The 15341-nt window shown below is 69.0% G+C and carries 19 protein-coding genes; 6 read left to right on the top strand and 13 right to left on the bottom strand.

Translation table 11 applies throughout. The annotated features are described in order from the left end of the window. Window positions 1-172: 172 nt before the first annotated feature. Window positions 173-748, bottom strand: a complete 576-nt coding sequence (locus tag ABZS42_RS04320; RefSeq protein WP_355142457.1) for a hypothetical protein — start codon at window positions 746-748, stop codon at window positions 173-175. Between the two features lie 248 nt (window positions 749-996). Here ABZS42_RS04320 and ABZS42_RS04325 point away from each other — a divergent pair, with 248 nt between their 5' ends. After that, on the top strand, window positions 997-1584 hold the full coding sequence (locus ABZS42_RS04325) for a GIY-YIG nuclease family protein (RefSeq protein ID WP_355142459.1): 588 nt from the start codon (window positions 997-999) through the stop codon (window positions 1582-1584). 169 nt (window positions 1585-1753) lie between these two features. On the opposite strand, the gene ABZS42_RS04330 is transcribed toward ABZS42_RS04325, so the two are convergent. The 5 genes from ABZS42_RS04330 to ABZS42_RS04350 all read right to left on the bottom strand — a co-directional run bounded on the left by ABZS42_RS04330 (window position 1754) and on the right by ABZS42_RS04350 (window position 5846). Continuing rightward, entirely contained in the window at window positions 1754-1963 is a 210-nt protein-coding gene (locus ABZS42_RS04330) for a hypothetical protein (protein ID WP_355142461.1), read from the bottom strand. Between the two features lie 99 nt (window positions 1964-2062). After that, on the bottom strand, window positions 2063-3358 hold the full coding sequence (locus ABZS42_RS04335) for a hypothetical protein (protein ID WP_355142463.1): 1296 nt from the start codon (window positions 3356-3358) through the stop codon (window positions 2063-2065). Further along, the gene (locus ABZS42_RS04340; RefSeq protein ID WP_355142465.1) at window positions 3355-3879 is read right to left on the bottom strand and encodes a SigE family RNA polymerase sigma factor; all 525 of its coding nucleotides are present in this window, start codon (window positions 3877-3879) and stop codon (window positions 3355-3357) included. The genes ABZS42_RS04335 and ABZS42_RS04340 overlap by 4 nt, the downstream gene beginning before the upstream one ends. A 178-nt stretch (window positions 3880-4057) precedes the next feature. Further along, window positions 4058-5329, bottom strand: coding sequence for a sialidase family protein (locus ABZS42_RS04345; protein WP_355142467.1), 1272 nt, complete (start codon window positions 5327-5329; stop codon window positions 4058-4060). Beyond that, entirely contained in the window at window positions 5322-5846 is a 525-nt protein-coding gene (locus tag ABZS42_RS04350; protein WP_355142469.1) for a SigE family RNA polymerase sigma factor, read from the bottom strand. Before ABZS42_RS04350 ends, ABZS42_RS04345 begins: the two co-directional genes overlap by 8 nt. Window positions 5847-6087: 241 nt before the next feature. Between ABZS42_RS04350 and ABZS42_RS04355 the strand changes: the two genes are divergently transcribed. Continuing rightward, window positions 6088-6813, top strand: a complete 726-nt coding sequence (locus tag ABZS42_RS04355) for a hypothetical protein (protein ID WP_355142471.1) — start codon at window positions 6088-6090, stop codon at window positions 6811-6813. 50 nt (window positions 6814-6863) lie between these two features. Beyond that, the gene (locus ABZS42_RS04360) at window positions 6864-7094 is read left to right on the top strand and encodes a hypothetical protein (protein ID WP_355142473.1); all 231 of its coding nucleotides are present in this window, start codon (window positions 6864-6866) and stop codon (window positions 7092-7094) included. 94 nt (window positions 7095-7188) lie between these two features. Here the strand turns inward: ABZS42_RS04360 and ABZS42_RS04365 are convergent, their stop codons facing one another. Next, a complete protein-coding gene (locus tag ABZS42_RS04365; RefSeq protein ID WP_355142475.1) occupies window positions 7189-7770 on the bottom strand; it encodes a TetR/AcrR family transcriptional regulator in 582 nt (193 codons plus the stop codon). 64 nt (window positions 7771-7834) lie between these two features. Between ABZS42_RS04365 and ABZS42_RS04370 the strand changes: the two genes are divergently transcribed. Then, window positions 7835-8845, top strand: a complete 1011-nt coding sequence (locus tag ABZS42_RS04370) for a hypothetical protein (RefSeq protein WP_355142477.1) — start codon at window positions 7835-7837, stop codon at window positions 8843-8845. Window positions 8846-9036: 191 nt separating this feature from the next. Here the strand turns inward: ABZS42_RS04370 and ABZS42_RS04375 are convergent, their stop codons facing one another. The 3 genes from ABZS42_RS04375 to ABZS42_RS04385 form a co-directional block, all read right to left on the bottom strand. After that, window positions 9037-9573 carry a GNAT family N-acetyltransferase gene (locus ABZS42_RS04375; RefSeq protein ID WP_355142479.1) on the bottom strand — a complete coding sequence of 179 codons (537 nt, stop codon included), beginning with the start codon at window positions 9571-9573 and terminating at the stop codon, window positions 9037-9039. Window positions 9574-9771: 198 nt separating this feature from the next. Then, window positions 9772-10296: a YfbM family protein gene (locus ABZS42_RS04380; RefSeq protein ID WP_355142684.1), complete on the bottom strand. Its 525-nt coding sequence runs from the start codon at window positions 10294-10296 to the stop codon at window positions 9772-9774. Between the two features lie 345 nt (window positions 10297-10641). After that, complete coding sequence (locus ABZS42_RS04385) at window positions 10642-11052, bottom strand: hypothetical protein (protein WP_355142481.1); 411 nt, start codon at window positions 11050-11052, stop codon at window positions 10642-10644. A gap of 190 nt (window positions 11053-11242) precedes the next feature. On the opposite strand from ABZS42_RS04385, the gene ABZS42_RS04390 reads away from it, so the two are divergent. After that, window positions 11243-11734, top strand: a complete 492-nt coding sequence (locus ABZS42_RS04390; RefSeq protein ID WP_355142483.1) for an aminoglycoside nucleotidyltransferase — start codon at window positions 11243-11245, stop codon at window positions 11732-11734. A 144-nt stretch (window positions 11735-11878) separates the two neighbouring features. Then, window positions 11879-13267, top strand: a complete 1389-nt coding sequence (locus ABZS42_RS04395) for an alkaline phosphatase PhoX (RefSeq protein WP_355142485.1) — start codon at window positions 11879-11881, stop codon at window positions 13265-13267. A gap of 192 nt (window positions 13268-13459) precedes the next feature. On the opposite strand, the gene ABZS42_RS04400 is transcribed toward ABZS42_RS04395, so the two are convergent. The 3 genes from ABZS42_RS04400 to ABZS42_RS04410 all read right to left on the bottom strand — a co-directional run bounded on the left by ABZS42_RS04400 (window position 13460) and on the right by ABZS42_RS04410 (window position 15180). Further along, the gene (locus ABZS42_RS04400; RefSeq protein ID WP_355142487.1) at window positions 13460-13957 is read right to left on the bottom strand and encodes a hypothetical protein; all 498 of its coding nucleotides are present in this window, start codon (window positions 13955-13957) and stop codon (window positions 13460-13462) included. Between the two features lie 596 nt (window positions 13958-14553). Continuing rightward, window positions 14554-14970 carry a hypothetical protein gene (locus tag ABZS42_RS04405; RefSeq protein WP_355142489.1) on the bottom strand — a complete coding sequence of 139 codons (417 nt, stop codon included), beginning with the start codon at window positions 14968-14970 and terminating at the stop codon, window positions 14554-14556. A gap of 69 nt (window positions 14971-15039) precedes the next feature. Continuing rightward, window positions 15040-15180, bottom strand: coding sequence for a hypothetical protein (locus ABZS42_RS04410; protein ID WP_355142491.1), 141 nt, complete (start codon window positions 15178-15180; stop codon window positions 15040-15042). Window positions 15181-15341 lie beyond the last annotated feature (161 nt).

Below are 15341 nucleotides of genomic sequence, written 5' to 3' on the forward strand. Positions count from 1 at the left end.
AACGCCTCACCCACAAACGATGTTGGTCGCGCTCTTCTACCGCCGCCCGCACGCCCGGCAGCCGCTGCCGCCCGACTCTTCCGACGAGAGGACACTGAATGGCCTATGTCTGGGCGGATCGACCGGCTTGGCCGTGTCATCGCGCAGTCCCAACGAACCGGCCAAGCTCGCCTCAGCGCAGCCTGATCGATGGCGTCAGGGACCCGCGACGGACCTTCGCGCGGGTGATCAGCACAGTGGCTGCTGCCGCCGAGATCCACACGGTCAGCCGCACCGGCTGAGCCATCAGGCTGTCTGACGGCGGAGGCAGTACCATCATCTGCAGTGCGGCGCCGGCAGGCGCCAGTAGGGCGGCCAGTGTCCCGGCCGGACCGGGCCGCCGGATTAACGCGCCGGCAACCCCGAGGGCAGGGCCGAGCAACACGCTGCCGAGAAGCCAGTACCGCGTCGCCATGCCCCACCATGCGCCGCCGTCGAAGAGCACGTCCATGCCGTAGTAGGCGGTGGTGGCGAACACCAACGTGAGGCCGCCGCCTGCCGCCCCGCGCAGCAACCCCGTAGCGGGGCGTGGGTGCCGGCTCACCAGCCAGCCCAATAGCACAGCCGTCGCGGCCCACGCCCATCCAGCGTCGAGAACCAGGCTGGTGAACTCCGCGGCCTGCGACCAGCCGCCACGATCGGCGCGCGCGGTGCCGACTTCGCCAAGCCAGACCGGAACATGGTTCACCACCGAGTCGAGGGCACCCAAAGCCGTCCCTACGATCGGTCCAGACGCCACCCACCGCGAGTGACCATGCCCCCGCACCATGGCAATCATTGTGCTCGACCCGCACATGAGCGACCGGCCCGAGGTCGACGGCCGGAACAAGACGAGCACCTGACGCTCCCGCCGGGCTCATCTATCACCACGCCCGATCGCGTCGCTGTCGAATCCGCATCGAGAATCCGCCCTTTGCAGCCCCGCCCATGAACCGCCCGAGATCTAGGATGGCCTCGATGACCATTCCCGAAACGCAACCCGACGACGTCCCGACCGACCGAGCCCGGGTCGAAGACGCCCTTCGGCTGCTCTCCCGCGTGCCTCTCGGACTTGAGGTCGCCGTCAAGCGGCTCAGCCGTGGCAGCGGTGTCTACGCCTGGTGGGCTGGTCCTTCGATCTTTCCCGACCTCCCCGGGCCGCCGAATGAAAGCGACCCGTCGCTACGGCTGCTGTATCTCGGACGGGCGACCAGCCTGCGTGGCCGGATCCTGCGTAACCATCTGAGGCGTTCGGGCAGCTCGACTCTGCGCCGTACATTGGCCGGGCTCCTTGTTTCCGAGGGTTACCGGACAACCTGGACCGATCGTGTTGTCCTGGTCTCTGCGGATGAGGCGCGGCTGACCGCGTGGATGTACGCGCACCTGCGCTTGACCTGGGCAGAGGACGCGGAGCCGGCGACTATCGAGGCTGAACTTGTCCGGCGTGTGCACCCGCCGCTCAACGTGCACGGCGTTGACCCCGAGCACATCCAGGCAGCCGTGGTCGCAGCCAAGAACTCATACAACGCCAGCAGCCGCCCGGTCGAGCAATCGCGAACGCCGTAACCGCTTACCCGGCACGCGTACGGGTTCCCCATGGGCGCTCATGCCGCAGAGCGCCCGCTGGCCAAGGCGCAGCGGTCGCGGAGTGCGACGGCGGCCTCGCCCGTCGGCGCTCGCTCGTGCCGACGTCAGTGCTGAACTGCGGAAGTGGAGACGGGCCGGTGTGAGGCCATCAAACGTCGGTAACCGCGCTCATCTGTTTCAAGTGTTCAGCGTTCCGCCGGCGGATCTTGATGTTGTCGACGTCGGTCGACACCGACTTCAGGTCGCAGTAGTCGGCACCAAGTCCCCGGACAGCGGCCGCAGCGAGCGCCTCCGCCTTGCCGATTACGACTGCTTCCCTGGCGCTCGCCGTCGCAGGACGGAATCTGGCGTCAAACACGGCCTAGCCATGACGGCAGGCTAACCCGACTCGCCGGGCTGCCGGCGCGCCGGCAGCCCGGCGGACCGCTGCGATCTGCATGTTGGAAGCCCGGCACAGTTAGGGGGCGGTGGTTATGGTCGTGGCGTTGCCGGTGGCGGGAGTGACGCGGACCTCGGTGGCGTTGGCCGGGAGCAGAGCGGCGTCTCGCCCGGCGTCGTGCCATTTCCCGGCGCCGATTCGATAGTCGAGCGCCGCGCCCTCGGCGGCGACCAGGACCCCCTGCTGGTCCGGCAGCCGCAGCCGCACCGGCAGCGGCGCTTTCCTGTCCGCGAACCCGCCGGCCGCGACCGTGAAGGGGGCGTCGCCCCGGGCGAGCATCACGATCACACGGGGCGGGTCGTCGTCGTACTGAATGGTCTGGAGCAGCAGGCGTCGGCCGTCCGGGGTGGCACCTCGGATGTACAGGAGCGGGGACCCGTCGTGGGTGTGGACGCCGCCCGCGTCGTAGTAGGCGTCGAGCGCTGGCACCTCAGGGACGTCCTTGTCGCCCCACACCGCCTCCGCACCGGGCAGCGTGTGGCTGAGGATCGGTTGCGGCGGCAGGTCCCCGCCGTTCGGTTGCAGAATGTCCGTGGCGTTGGTGATGTGGACCTGGTTCGCCATGCTGACGGGTGTCCTGGCGAGCGCGACCGTGATCTTGGTGCGCTGCGGTGGCACCTGGAGTACGGCGGCGCCGTCCCGGAACGCGACCGGCTCGAATGTGCGGTCGATCCTGCCGTCGGCCGTGTACCGCAATTCCGGTGAGAATTCCACCGGCGCTCCTGCGTCCAGCACGAGCAGCACGTTCCGCTCGGGTCCCAGCAGCGCTGCCTGCGAGTTGCCGTGCGTGCCGGCGTCGGTAACCGTCTCCCCGGTCATGACACGTGGCCCGTCGGCGGTGGGCTCGACGAACGCTGCCACCGCGACCATGCGGTCGCCCTGAGGCTCACTCACGACGCGATCGGCGGCGGTGCCTTGGGCAACGTAGGCGGCGGGCCCGACCGGTGTCCTGCCCGCCCAGACCACGTGCGGTTCGCCGCGCAGGCCTTCGTCCAGCGCGTTCTCTTCGAGGTGGCGCCGCCAGGTCTCGACTACCTGTCGCAGATACCCCGTGTCGCCAGCCAGGTCTCCATGCGTCGGTTGGGCGAGCAGCGGCGAGGCGACCTCCCCCCGATCCCTGGCGCCCGAGAATTCGAGCGCACCCACCACAGGCGCGACCACGAGAACCGCGACAGCGGTGGCCAGGACGGCCCGGCGGCGCACGACCCGGCGCCGCCCGCCTCGGCGCACCTCGTCGAGGAAACCTGGAGGGCCGGCCAGATGATCCGTCGCGCGTCGCAGGATGGCGCGCACGTCATTGTCTTGCATCGTCATCGCGAACTCCCGGGAGTGTTGGCGAAGGACATGACGAGATCGGATCCGGAGAACGCCTCCCGCAGGCGAGCCAGCCCTCGCGATGCCTGGCTCTTGACCGCACCTTCCGAACACGCGAGCGCGGTGGCGACGTCGGCGACGGACAGATCCTCCAGGTAACGAAGGACGACGGCGGCACGCTGCCGAGGCGGCAGCGTCAGCAGCGCCGCAATGACCGCCTCGCGGAGCGCAACGTCATCGGCGTGGTCCTGTTCAACGCGGTCCACGTCACGCAGCGCCTGCTCAGGCCGCCGGGAGCGCCGGCGCCACCGGTTGGCGGCCCGGTTCACCAACGCGCGCCGGGCGTAGCCCTCCGGCGTGGTCTGCACGTGACGCCAGCGCACGTACAACTGCTCCAACACCTCCTGAAGCAGGTCTTCCGCTGCGTGCTGATCACCCGTCAGCAGATAGGCAACCCGCAGGAGGGACACCGAACGTGCACGGACGAAATCGTCGAACTCCGTGCCACGCGAGTCTCGCATCTGCCCTCCCAGCCCCCGTCGGATAGCAAGACACCGCACCGGGCCCGACGGTTTACCGATCCCCGACAGAACTTCGTGCTGTCCGGCCGGCTCGTCCGCCGCCGCGCCTGAGCCCAGGCGACCGCGTGCCGGTCCACCACCCCCGAATGTGGTGGACCGGCCGCGTGTTAAGGGCGGCTCAGGAGAGCCTGGTCCAGGAGCGGTCGACGCCGGAACCGGTGCCGAGGAAGATACCCGTCGGGTAGCTCAAGACGATCGTGTCGTCCGAGAGCACCTTCACAATGAAGGCCTCACCACCGTCTCGCTGCGTCCCACCAAGGGCAGGCTCGTCGACGTACCGCCCGCCGACCCAGTAACCGCCGCCGCCGTAGACGGCGGTCACCGCGAGCACCCCGTCGTTCGCGGCAACGGCCGCGAAGGTGTCGTCGGGCAGGCCGGGCTGCTCCTGCCAGCGGTCGTCCCTCAACGCCCACACCCGTCTCGGGCTCGCCGAGCTGGTCCCACTTACCGGATTCATACTGACCAGCCAGACATCGGTGCCGTCGGGGGAAACCAGCAGGCCCGCGGCGCCCGCCACCGTCGGCAGTTTCCGCCAGGTGACCGCACCGTCGTCGCTGACCGCGACGGTCATCCGGTCGCCGTTGCGGACCGCCACCCACAGCCGGTTGTCGCCACCCTCGACGAGCGACTTGTCGGCGTTCGCCACCAGGTCGACGGGCGGTTGCGCCGGGACTGCCGCCCCGTCGACCCGGACGAGCCGCTGACGGGCGCACGGGATGTGCGACGACAATCGGTCGTCGTCCGGGCAGCGCAACAGGTAGCCACTGCGGGTCGCGACGGCCAGTCGGGTCACCCGCGGCGGGGCGTCGATCGGGTGTTCGGTGAAGGAGGCGCCGCCGTCCGTGGTGACCAGGTACCGGTCGCCGATGGCGACGGTGAGCTGCTGGTCGTCCACGGGCAGCAGGAACAGGCTTCCCAACGTCGTCGTCGGCTCGTTCGCCACCGCCGGAAGCACCATCCGCCGCCACGTGACACCGCCGTCGGTCGTGCGCGCGAGGTCACGTCGGCAGTCGGTCGACCCGACGTCTTCGGGATCGCAGGTGTCGAAGAAGGCCCAGCCGTGCCGAGCATCGACGAACGTGAGCTGGCGAAGTTCGCCGCGGACCCCGGGCACAGTCACCGTCCGCTTCACGGGCCGATCGTCGGGCGGCGACGCGGTGGGGCTCGGTGTCGGGGTCGGCCGGTTGCCGTCAACGCCCCGCCCGGCCAGCGCGTACGCGCCACCGGGGCCGGCCAGCAACAGAGCGACCACGCCGGCCAGCAGGCCACGGCGGCGGACCCGGCGGTCCCGGACCCGGCGTCCCGCTGCCGCGAGGCCGGGCGGACGGAAGGTTGGCGCGGTCCGTCGCTCGAACTCGGCGAACACGTCGTCCAGGTCGGTCTCACGCACGGTGAACCTCCTGTTGATCGGTGAGGTGGCTGGCCAGCCCCGCTCGGCCGCGGCTGAGCCAGGACCGGACCGTGCCCGCGGGCGCGTCCAGCTGGTCGGCGATCTCGGCGACGCTGAGCTGGGCCAGGTGGTACAGGACGACGGCCTGGCGCTGGTTCGCGGGCAGGGCGGCCAACGCGGCGGTGAGTGCCACCCGTTCGGGTCCCGGGCCGGGCACGTGCTCCTCCCTCTGCCGGGCGAGGTGCCTGACGGCGGTGCGCACCCGGCGCAGCCGGCTGGTGGCCAGGTTCCAGGCGACCCGCCGTACCCAGGCGGCCGGGTCGTCGTACGTGCTGATGCGGTCCCACCGCTCCAGCACCCGGCAGAACGCCTCCTGGGTGAGGTCCTGCGCCTCGGCGTGGTCTCCCAGGTACGCGTAGAGCTGCACCGCCAGGCGGTGGAAGTGCGCTTCGTAGAAGCCGGTGAACTCCAGCGGCGGTGGTGCACCGGGTGCTCCCGGTCGGTGCCCTACGGTCATGTCGGTCCTCGGTGTCGGGCGGGTCTCGTCACTGTCACGCGCACGACGCCCCATCCGCTGCACCCGATCCCTGATCCCGAGCCGCCGAACTGCTCCTAGCGCAGGTCCTGGTGGAAGCGGCCGCGCGTTGTGGCTGCCATCGGCTGTCGGGGCTGGACAGTGCTGGAACCATGTGGTCATGCAGGGCGGGATGCATGCTGTGTCCGTTGCGCCGGCCGGGCCGACATGGCGGTGGTGGGGCGTGTTGCGGCTCGCCCTGGTCCTGTTGTGGCTGCTTACCGCAGTCCTCAGCTGGTGGGCGGCACCCCGGAAGCAGAGCTACGAGCGGGCGAGAGCGGACGTGGCCGCTGGCCACGTGACGGCATATCAGTGGGGCGGCAGCTGGGGCGACAGCGGCGGTCCTTCGCCGTGGTTCGATGCCTCCGAGCTACAGACATCCAACACGCTCGGTCCACTGTTCGCCTGGCGGACGCCCGATGGTCGGGTGTACTGGACCGACACCGACCGATTCGGCCAGGTCACCACCACCGGCGCCGTCGACCCGGCGCGCTACTCGGGGCCCGGTGCCGTCGGTATCGGGCAGGACCTGCGGACCGGCGACCTGGAGCGCAGAGCTGGCGTGGTCGATGCCTCCGGGGTCGCCGTCACCGCGATCGGCCTGGTTCTCGCCGCCGTCTTCCTCGGCGTGGTCGTCGCCGGCCCGGTCCCGGCCCTCGGCACTCGATGGTTCTGGTTCTGGCTGGTCTCCATCGCGCCGTACGGGCTCGGCATGCTTTTCTGGTTGTTCCGGGAACGCCCATGGTCGCGTCCACCGGCGCCGCCCGCCATACCCGGCGATCGGGAGCGGCGCGGCCGCGGGCTCCTCGGTCTCGGTCTCGGCATCCTCGCGACGATCCTGATGAGCTTTCTGCTGCTGGCGCTGAACGCAGCCCTCGGTGATCGGTGGGTGCCGCTGCCCGACGAGTAAAACATCGAATCCAGTTTGTGGGCGCAATCGTCGGCTCCTACCCTCGCCCGATGGTCGACGTCTCGATCTCGTCCGTACGGTCCGTGGACGTAGGAGAGATTCTCACCCTTCAACGTGCCGCGTACGTCGGCGGAGATGGCACGACGGCCCATCTCCTGAACCGGCACACCGCCCGCGCGCTCATGCCGCACCGAGCCCGTGGGCAGCCGGTGTACCTGTCGCTGCCGGTGGCGAGCCTCGCCGGCGCGAGCATTTGGCTCTGCCGATGTCAGGGCAGTTGATCGTGGTTCTGGCGAGCGGAGGCAAGGGCCGGATTGCGCGGAACATGTTTGCGTGAACGTCGAGTGGCGCGCGGTCACGTTCGGTGTGTGGGGTTCAGGCACGGCCGCGTACGAGTGGCAGCAAGACCTCATCGACGATTTCGATCAGTACCTCGTCGGGGACCGAGGGGATGCCGCGCATCGCGTACTCGGCTCGCAGCAGCATCATCGGCGTTGTCGCGACGCGCGGATGGGCGGCCGCCGGCGGCGCCTCGCCGCGTGCTACGGCGCGTTCGAGCATGGTCAGCCAGGCGCGGTCCATGGTGTCCGCGCCCGACCGTTCGCGCATGAGGGCGAGCAGCGCCGGGTCATCCGCCGCAGCCGCCAGCAGGGCGCGTAGGACCGCTCCGTGCGGCGAGGACCACGTCTCGTTCGCCCGCCGGAGCATTTCCAGGGCGTCGCCGCGCAGGGTGCCCGTATCGGGGTTCGGCATCACGGCGTCGGACAGGTGGCGGTACGCCGCGATGCCCAACGCCGCCCGATGCGGCCACCGGCGGTAGATGGCGTTCTTGTTGGTCCCGGCGCGGGCGGCGACCCGGTCCATGGTCAACCCCGCGTAGCCGGACTCGCGTAGTTCCTCCGCCGCCGCGTGCAGGATCGCCCGTTCCAGCTCCTCGCCCCGGCGCCTCGTGCTCATGTCTTGCAGGGTACTCGACGTACCCTATAGGGTACGTGACGTACCTTAATGGCGAGGGGCATCTATGCGCGTGTTCGGCATGAACTACGACACCGGCTTCGTCAGCGCCGGGTCCACCACCCACGAACCGTTCGACCCCGAGACCGTACGGCGCGACCTGCGCGTTATCCGTGACGAGCTGCACTGCGACGCGGTGCGCATCACCGGCGGTGTCCAGGACCGGCTGGAACTGGCCGCGCGATTCGGCGCAGAGGCTGGGCTCGAGGTGTGGTACTGCCCATTCACCAACGGCCTGGACCGCGACGGGCTCATGAGGTTCGTGCTCGACGGCGCCGAGCGGGCCGAGCGGCTGCGGCGCCGCGGCGCCTCGGTCGTGTACCTCACGGGCTCCGAGATCTCGATGTTTACCGACGGCTTCCTGCCCGGCCGTGACCTGGCAGAGCGCATGGCGCTGTTCACCGATCCGATGCGGATGCGGGAGGCTGTCCCGGCCGCCCGCGCGGCGGTACGCGACTTCCTCGCCGAGGTGGTGCCCGCGGTGCGGAAGCGGTTCGGCGGCCCCGTCGGCTACGCGTCGATCCCGCTGGAGGACGTCGACTGGGCGCTGTTCGACATCATCGCCAGCGATGCCGGTTACCGCGACGCGACCAACGCCGCAGCGTTCCCGCAAACCCTGGCGGCCGCGGTCGGACAGGGCAAGCCGTACGCGGCGACCGAGTTCGGTTGCTGCACATTCCGCGGCGCGGCCGACGTCGCGGGCGCGGCTGAACCGGTGACCTACGACGAGCGCGGCCGCGCCGCGAAGCTGACCGCACAGCTGGAGCGTGACGAGGAGGGCCAGGCCCGCTACCTCGTGGACCTGCTGCACGATTACGAGAACGGCGGGGTGGAGGCGGCGTTCGTATACACGTTCGCGAACCGGCACCTACCGACCACCGGCGACCCGGAGCACGACTACGACCTGGCCGCGCGCGGGATCGTGCGGGTACTGCCGGACGGCTCGTGGACGCCGAAGGCCGCGTTCCACGCCCTGGCCGAATACGGGCGCACGCGCACCCGGACCCTCGCGAAGTAGTCGCGCAACCTCGCCCTGCCCAACCGCTCAGCGCGACCGTGAGCAGGCCCAGGCGGGCGGTCATTCCTGGCGATTATCCCGCCAACGGAGGCCGCCGGCCTGTCGGACAGACACCGCACGAACTCGGCGGGGGACTGTTGAGGCCTGCCGTCGGTGCTCGGAGCCGCCCTCAAGGTCAAGCATCGGGTGTGTCAAAGCCGTCTTGTGGTGAACAGGGTGGTCCCGTGGATCGGGTCCACTTCCTTCCTCTCGGTCTCGGTGAACCCGACCTTGGCCAACACACGGCGAGAAGCGGTGTTCCAGTCCCAGACGGTGGCCCACAGACGTTCGTACCCGGACGATCTCGCCCAGTCCAGAACCGCCAACGCGGCCTCGGTTGCGTAGCCCTGGCGCCAGACTCGGCGTAGCAGCTCGAACGCCAGTTCCGGTTCCCCGTCCGATCCTCGCCCGCTGTCGACGAGCCCGCAGTAGCCGATGACGTCGTGAGCGGCCTTCCGCTCGACCGCCAGCAACCCGGTCGACCACAGCTGGTTGGTGCGGATCGAATCCTCGAGCTCCTCGAGCGTGGGGTGTCCATCCGCGTCGATTCGGCGGTGCGGCGGCACTCGCGGATCACGTTCGGCCCAGAGCTCACGCTGGACGACAGCCTCGGCTACCCGCCAAGGTCTGAGCAGCAGGCGCTCCGTGTCAAGTACAACCTCACGGCCCGGAGTTGCTTCAGCTGCCATGACCGCAATCCTTTCACTGGCGAACGCACGGTCATGCCGCTGTCCTCCCGTGCGCGGTGAGTAAGGCGTCACGCTCGGCGGTTGACTTTTTAGGGCAGGTAGCGCTCCTGAACCGGCGGTATGAGTGCGTACTCCGGGGGCAGCCGCGAACGCCGCCCCCACCTTTCCCGCAGTGCTTCGGTGGCTGAGCCGTGCGGATCAGTCGAGCCAGCAGATGACTGCGTCGCCCTCCTTGGCGGCTGCGGCGAAGAAGCTTCGGACGTCGGGCAGGTAGTGGGCTACCCAAGCCAGCTCGCCCGGTTTCTCCCAGGTCCCGGGGTAGACCTCGGCCCGGTTCAACTCCTGCGGGTCGACGCCGCGGATGAGGTCGTCTTCGGTGAGCGTGGCCAGTTGCGACGCCGCGGCCGCTACCTGGACCGGTGTCAGGTAGGAGGGTGGCCCGTAGCCCCAGTCGTCTTCGAGGTTTTCCAGGAAGTCGAACATCTCGTCGCTGTCGGGGTCGACGTCCGGCAGCTCCACGAAGCTCTCTGCTCCCAGCACCAGCGGAATCTCGAAGCCGAGGCGGTCGAGTAGGAAATCGAGACCGTTCCATGCCTTGTCGGTGGCGGTCCAGCGTTCGGACTCGTCGTCGCGCGCCGTCATGGCGATCTCGTGGGCCCAGCCGAGGTCGGTCTTGGCGCGTCCCAGTTCGTCCGGGGAAACGCGCAGCCAGTTGCCGTTCATGCTCACGGCGTCAGCCTAGATACCGACTACGACAGTCCCCGCGACCGCGGGAGACCCGGCGGCGACCTGTTCTGCTGCCGACTGAGTGGTGCACCGCAGCATTCACCTCGGCGGACGACAACTGAGACCGTGGTCAGGGCTGGACAGCTCCGATTCGAGCGCGGCCCTGCCGCCGCCCCCACACGTTGCCGGGCCGCCTTCGGTGAACGTCCGCACTGCCGATCAGCGGACGTTTTGTCCGCGTCTGATGCGCGATGGGCGCCTGATTGCCATCGGGTGTGGCAGCCGGTAGCGGCAACCCGCGCCCTACGGAGAGGTGGGACGTCTAGTCGCGCCGAACAGCAGTCACAGAAGATCTGACGGGATGACCGGCGGGCTCTGTGACGGCTCCTCTGCTGTCAGCGCCACGTGGTTGGATGCAGGCCGTTGATCAGGAGGGGAGATCATGACGCCCACAAGGTCGACCAGTCGATACACGAAGCCGCGGTGCGCCGCGAGATACGTGTGGATAGGTTCGGGGTGAGCCTCCGCCGTCCTGACCGCGTGGACAAGCGACTGAATGAGGACCGATCTGTGTGCGTGCGGTGTTGCCGGCGACGCGATCAGCATGGCGACGGTACCGATCCCCGCCGGCGCCTCACTCGAATCCCCGAAGATCCAGCCAATCGACCCCCGGCCGGCCGTGTCCGGATCAAGGAACGCCTTGAGGGCATCTTCGAGTGCGTCCGTCTTCGGAGTCCCGGCAGGCTGATCCACTCTTTGATCATCCATGCGGGCCTGGCCACCCTCAACATCGGGAAGCATCCGCTGGGCGCTGCGCTCAGGTGCTGCAGACAACGCGCTACACGGTGTCACCAAAACCCGATCGAGCCGGCGGGCGTCGGATCGGCATACTTCCTCGGTGCCTACCAGTACCCCGCCCGGCGCGTGTACCACGCTGGATGACGTGCTCTGCGTGCTGCGCCTGGCGGAGCGCGCGGGGGCGCGGCTGTGGATCGACGGGGGTTGGGGTGTTGACGCGCTGCTGGGCGGACAGACCCGAGAGCACGGGGATCTCGACGTCGCGGTCGAGGCCCGTCATCTCGGCGCGTTCGTCGAGGCGCTGTCGGGTCACGGGTTCGTCGTGGTTGGGGAGGACGGCGCCACGGCGTGGAACTTCCTGATGCGCCATCGGGCAGGAGCGGTCGTCGATCTGCACGTGATCGTGTTCGACGCGGACGGCAACGGCGTGCTCGGGCCGCCGGAAGCCGGTCATGCTTATCCGGCCGGTTCCCTGACCGGCCGCGGCACGATCGCAGACCGGGTCGTGGACTGCGTCGCCGCCGCGTGGGCGGTCAAGTTCCGTGACGCCTACCCGGGTGATGCGGATGACCGCGCTGATGTCCTGGCGCTGTGCCGTCGGTTCGAGCTACCGGTACCCGATCAGTACCGCGACTGACTCCGTGAGTGCACCGCCATCGACGTGGTGATCAAAACCGGTCGATACCTTGACGGGGGAGGCGGGATGTGACGTAGTGGATCGATCAGCTTGCGTCGATGTCGGCCGGGTCGTAGCGGGCCGCGACGTCTAGGAGGTTCATCCGTGTCCTTGTCTCGCCGCCAGTTCCTGTCCCGCTCAGCCGGAGCCGGTCTCGCCGTGGCCGTGGCCGGTTCGGTCGACGCCCTGTTCACCGCGGCACCCGCGCTGGGGGTGTCCGGTCCGGATGTCGGGTACGGTCCGCTCGTGCCTGACCCGGCCGGCATGCTCGACCTGCCGGTGGGCTTCCGCTACACGGTGCTGTCCCGCGAAGGCACCGTCCGCCCGGACGGCGGCATCGTGCCGAGCCGGTTCGACGGTATGGGCGCCTTCGCCGACAAGGCGCGCGGCACCCGTCTGGTCCGCAACCATGAGTGCTCCCCGACCGCGACGATCCGGGTCGTGGCTCCGCCGGAACGCACGTACGACCCGGCCGGCGGGGGAGGGACCAGCACCATCATCGTCAAAGCATCAGGACGCGCCGCCTCCGAGCATGTCAGCCTGGGTGGCACGGCCATCAACTGTTCCGGCGGCCCAACCCCGTGGCGCACCTGGCTGACCTGTGAGGAGACCGAAGACAAGGCGGGGAAGAACGGATACACAAAGGACCACGGGTTCATCTTCGAGGTCGACCCGTACGACGATGCGCGCAACACCGATCCGACACCGCTGACCGCGATGGGCCGGTTCCAGCATGAGGCGGTCGCGGTCGACCCGCGCACCGGCATCGTCTACGAGACCGAGGACGCGTTCGTGGCGCCGCTGGGCAGCTTCTACCGCTTCCTGCCCAACCGGCCGTTGCGCGGTCACGGGAGCCTGCGGGCGGGCGGGGTGCTGCAGGCTCTGCACGTTCCGGACCTGCCGGACCTGTCCGTGGTGACCGAGGCGGGCACGTCCTTTTCCGGGATCGAGTGGCTTGACGTGCCGGATCCGCTGGCGACCACGGAGTCGGTCCGGGCTCAGGACTACCGCAAGCCGATCACCGGCGGGTACAAGATCGAGGGCGCCTGGTGGGGCGAGAAGGACGGCTGCGCCTACTTCGTCTCGTCGTTCGCCCGGCGTGAGCTGGGTTCGGTCCGCGACCACGACGGCCAGGTCTGGCGCTACGACCCCCGAGCCAACACGTTGCGCCTGGAAACCATCTTCACCCGCCCCACCCCGGCACCGGAGAACCCCGAGTTCGACGCCCCGGACAACATCTGCATGTCCCCGTACGGGGGCCTGATGATGTGCGAGGACGGAGTCGGGGACCAACACATCCTCGGTACGACCGCCGACGGCGAGGTGTTCGTCTTCGCCCGTAACCGGGTCAACGTCGGCACGGCCGAGGACCCGGCGTACGGCGAGCTGGCCGGCGCGACATTCTCCGCCGACGGCCGGACCATGTTTTTCAACGTCTACAACCCGGGCATCACGTACGCCGTCACCGGTCCATGGAACCGTCGCCAGGGCTGACGGCAGCCATCGTGCGGTGCTTCCCGGTCCCCGTTCGATCGGGGAGCCCGCAGGTGGGCATGGGCTGTTGAGGTAGATACCGGGCCGGAAAATGGATGGCTCCGACGGAGCGGCCCGCCCTACCTTGGAACTTGATCTGTTTCTCCGAACTACTCAGGAGAGGACCTCACCCCGCGTGACGCCGCCTGCTCTTTAGACCTGACACCTTCGCCGTGCATCGGTCGCCGACGTTGCCGTCGGCTCCTTTTCCATGCCTTTCGTCAGGTCTTCAGAGGGATCATGTCTACGCGTCCTCATATCGTTCTGTCCTGGACCCTTCGGCGCCCGGGTCTTACTCTGCTCGATGTCCGCTGCGCCGGCTGCCTTTCCGGCCTCGCCAGCAGCGGCGACGGCAAGTTCCGCGTTAATGCCAGACGTAAACTCCTCGACATCGGGCTCCTGGTCGCCGGTGTTTCCCGCGACCGCGCCAGCAAGATCACCGTTCGCGGTGGCGTCCCGGTCCGGTGCCTGGATCCGATCCTGTTGGCGGGCTGCTCGGGCAGGTCGTTCGCCCTGGCCGTCCGCGCCGTTCTGGACCCGCTGCTCGCCCAGCGCGGCTGGGGCAGCCTGGAGTGGGACTCGTGCGGGGAACTGGTCGTCCCGCCCCATCCCGAAAGCACTTGGCCGGCCCAAGTTCCGGTCGTCTCTCACGACTCCGTACCTTCTCGCCGCGCACGATTCGTCGCCCACGGGGCTGGGCATCAGCCGTGGGGAGATCGCTCGCTGCGCCAAGGTCGGCGTTCCGTTGAATCGCTGAACCTGCAGGGGCTTCTCGTTCGTCCTGCCATGAGCGGCCGCTGTGGGCCTGAGCCGGCGGGAAGAGCGAGGTGGCCTCGCCCCGGGTTGCATCGTGCGGCGGTCCGGGCGCGGTTGCTCATGTGCGGGCGCGATCCACGGTCAGGGCCGAGAGGATATCGGCGACGGAGGTGAACTCCGGGGGCACACCGCGCACCGATCACTGCGCCGCCGGAGATTCCTGTCCGGCGGTGCAGTGCTCCTCGCCGCGGAGGGGTGCTTCGACCGTTTGGCTCTCTTGGCGCCGTGGCGCAAACGGGAGACACCCGCGCGAAGCTGAAACGCGTGGTCACCTGCCAGGTCATGACCGTTCGCCTTTGTTCCGGGACGGACCTTAAGCCTCCAACCCGCCCCTGAAGGTCCCCAGAGGATGTCAACAATTGAAGATCAAGTTAGCCGGAGCCGACACACCGCGCGGGTCGAGGCGTCGGCTGACCTCGCTTGTCGGGGGCTCACTCCTCCGCCCACATCCTGGGGAAGCGGGCTCGTACCAGCTCGATCAGCTGCGGGTCGGCTTGCCGGATGACCCGGACGACGGGTGGGCCGTCCAACCCGTCGAGCACGTACATGCCGAGCACGTGGGACACCTCGTACTCGTCCGGCCCGGTGTAGCCCAGGAGGTCACGACAGAACAGGCAGAAGCGCCGGACCAGGTCAGGATCGAGCTCGACCAGGCCGAGGTCTCGGATCAGCGGGCCGACGGCGTGCAGCGCGTATTCGAACTGGTCCACCGGCTGCGGCATCCGGTCGGCGTTGATCGCGCCTTGCAGCTCGGTGCAGACCAGGTCCGCGATCTGCTCCCGGGCCTCTGGGAAGTGTTGCCACGCGAGGTCTCCCACCGGGCCGAAGGCCCAGGGCTGAGCCGCCATCCGCCATCTCCAGGTAAGGCTGTATCCGATAGGAACAGAACCTCCGGGCGTCACCGGTAGAGGCGAACGCTACCGGTGACGGTCGGGAATGGCATCCATGTTGGCCAGCGTGGGTAGCGGCGGCTCGATGATCGCCCACTGGGCGTCGGTCAGCGAGAACGACGGATCAACCGTGCAGGTCGACGCCACGCCGGTCGGAGGGTCGGGCATGACGAGCAGGCACACCCAGGCCACTACGACACAACGCGCTCCTGGTGTGCGACTGGCCGAGACGATCGGCGATCTGCCAGGAGTTCACCTCATACCGGTCCACTACATGCCGTGCTTCATCGCTCTGTGGGGACTGTGCCCTGCCGAGTTCCCGGACACTC

The sequence above is a fragment of the Micromonospora sp. NPDC005367 genome (genome assembly GCF_040606825.1).
GTDB lineage: Bacteria > Actinomycetota > Actinomycetes > Mycobacteriales > Micromonosporaceae > Micromonospora.

Coding starts and splice junctions, on each gene's coding strand:
- ABZS42_RS04405 (WP_355142489.1), bottom strand. CDS start 14,970: ATGGCGGCTCAGCCCTGGGCCTTCGGCCCGGTGGGAGACCTCGCGTGG.
- ABZS42_RS04325 (WP_355142459.1), top strand. CDS start 997: ATGACCATTCCCGAAACGCAACCCGACGACGTCCCGACCGACCGAGCC.
- ABZS42_RS04335 (WP_355142463.1), bottom strand. CDS start 3,358: ATGACGATGCAAGACAATGACGTGCGCGCCATCCTGCGACGCGCGACG.
- ABZS42_RS04380 (WP_355142684.1), bottom strand. CDS start 10,296: ATGAACGGCAACTGGCTGCGCGTTTCCCCGGACGAACTGGGACGCGCC.
- ABZS42_RS04410 (WP_355142491.1), bottom strand. CDS start 15,180: ATGCCCGACCCTCCGACCGGCGTGGCGTCGACCTGCACGGTTGATCCG.
- ABZS42_RS04365 (WP_355142475.1), bottom strand. CDS start 7,770: ATGAGCACGAGGCGCCGGGGCGAGGAGCTGGAACGGGCGATCCTGCAC.
- ABZS42_RS04340 (WP_355142465.1), bottom strand. CDS start 3,879: ATGCGAGACTCGCGTGGCACGGAGTTCGACGATTTCGTCCGTGCACGT.
- ABZS42_RS04360 (WP_355142473.1), top strand. CDS start 6,864: ATGGTCGACGTCTCGATCTCGTCCGTACGGTCCGTGGACGTAGGAGAG.
- ABZS42_RS04350 (WP_355142469.1), bottom strand. CDS start 5,846: ATGACCGTAGGGCACCGACCGGGAGCACCCGGTGCACCACCGCCGCTG.
- ABZS42_RS04370 (WP_355142477.1), top strand. CDS start 7,835: ATGCGCGTGTTCGGCATGAACTACGACACCGGCTTCGTCAGCGCCGGG.
- ABZS42_RS04375 (WP_355142479.1), bottom strand. CDS start 9,573: ATGGCAGCTGAAGCAACTCCGGGCCGTGAGGTTGTACTTGACACGGAG.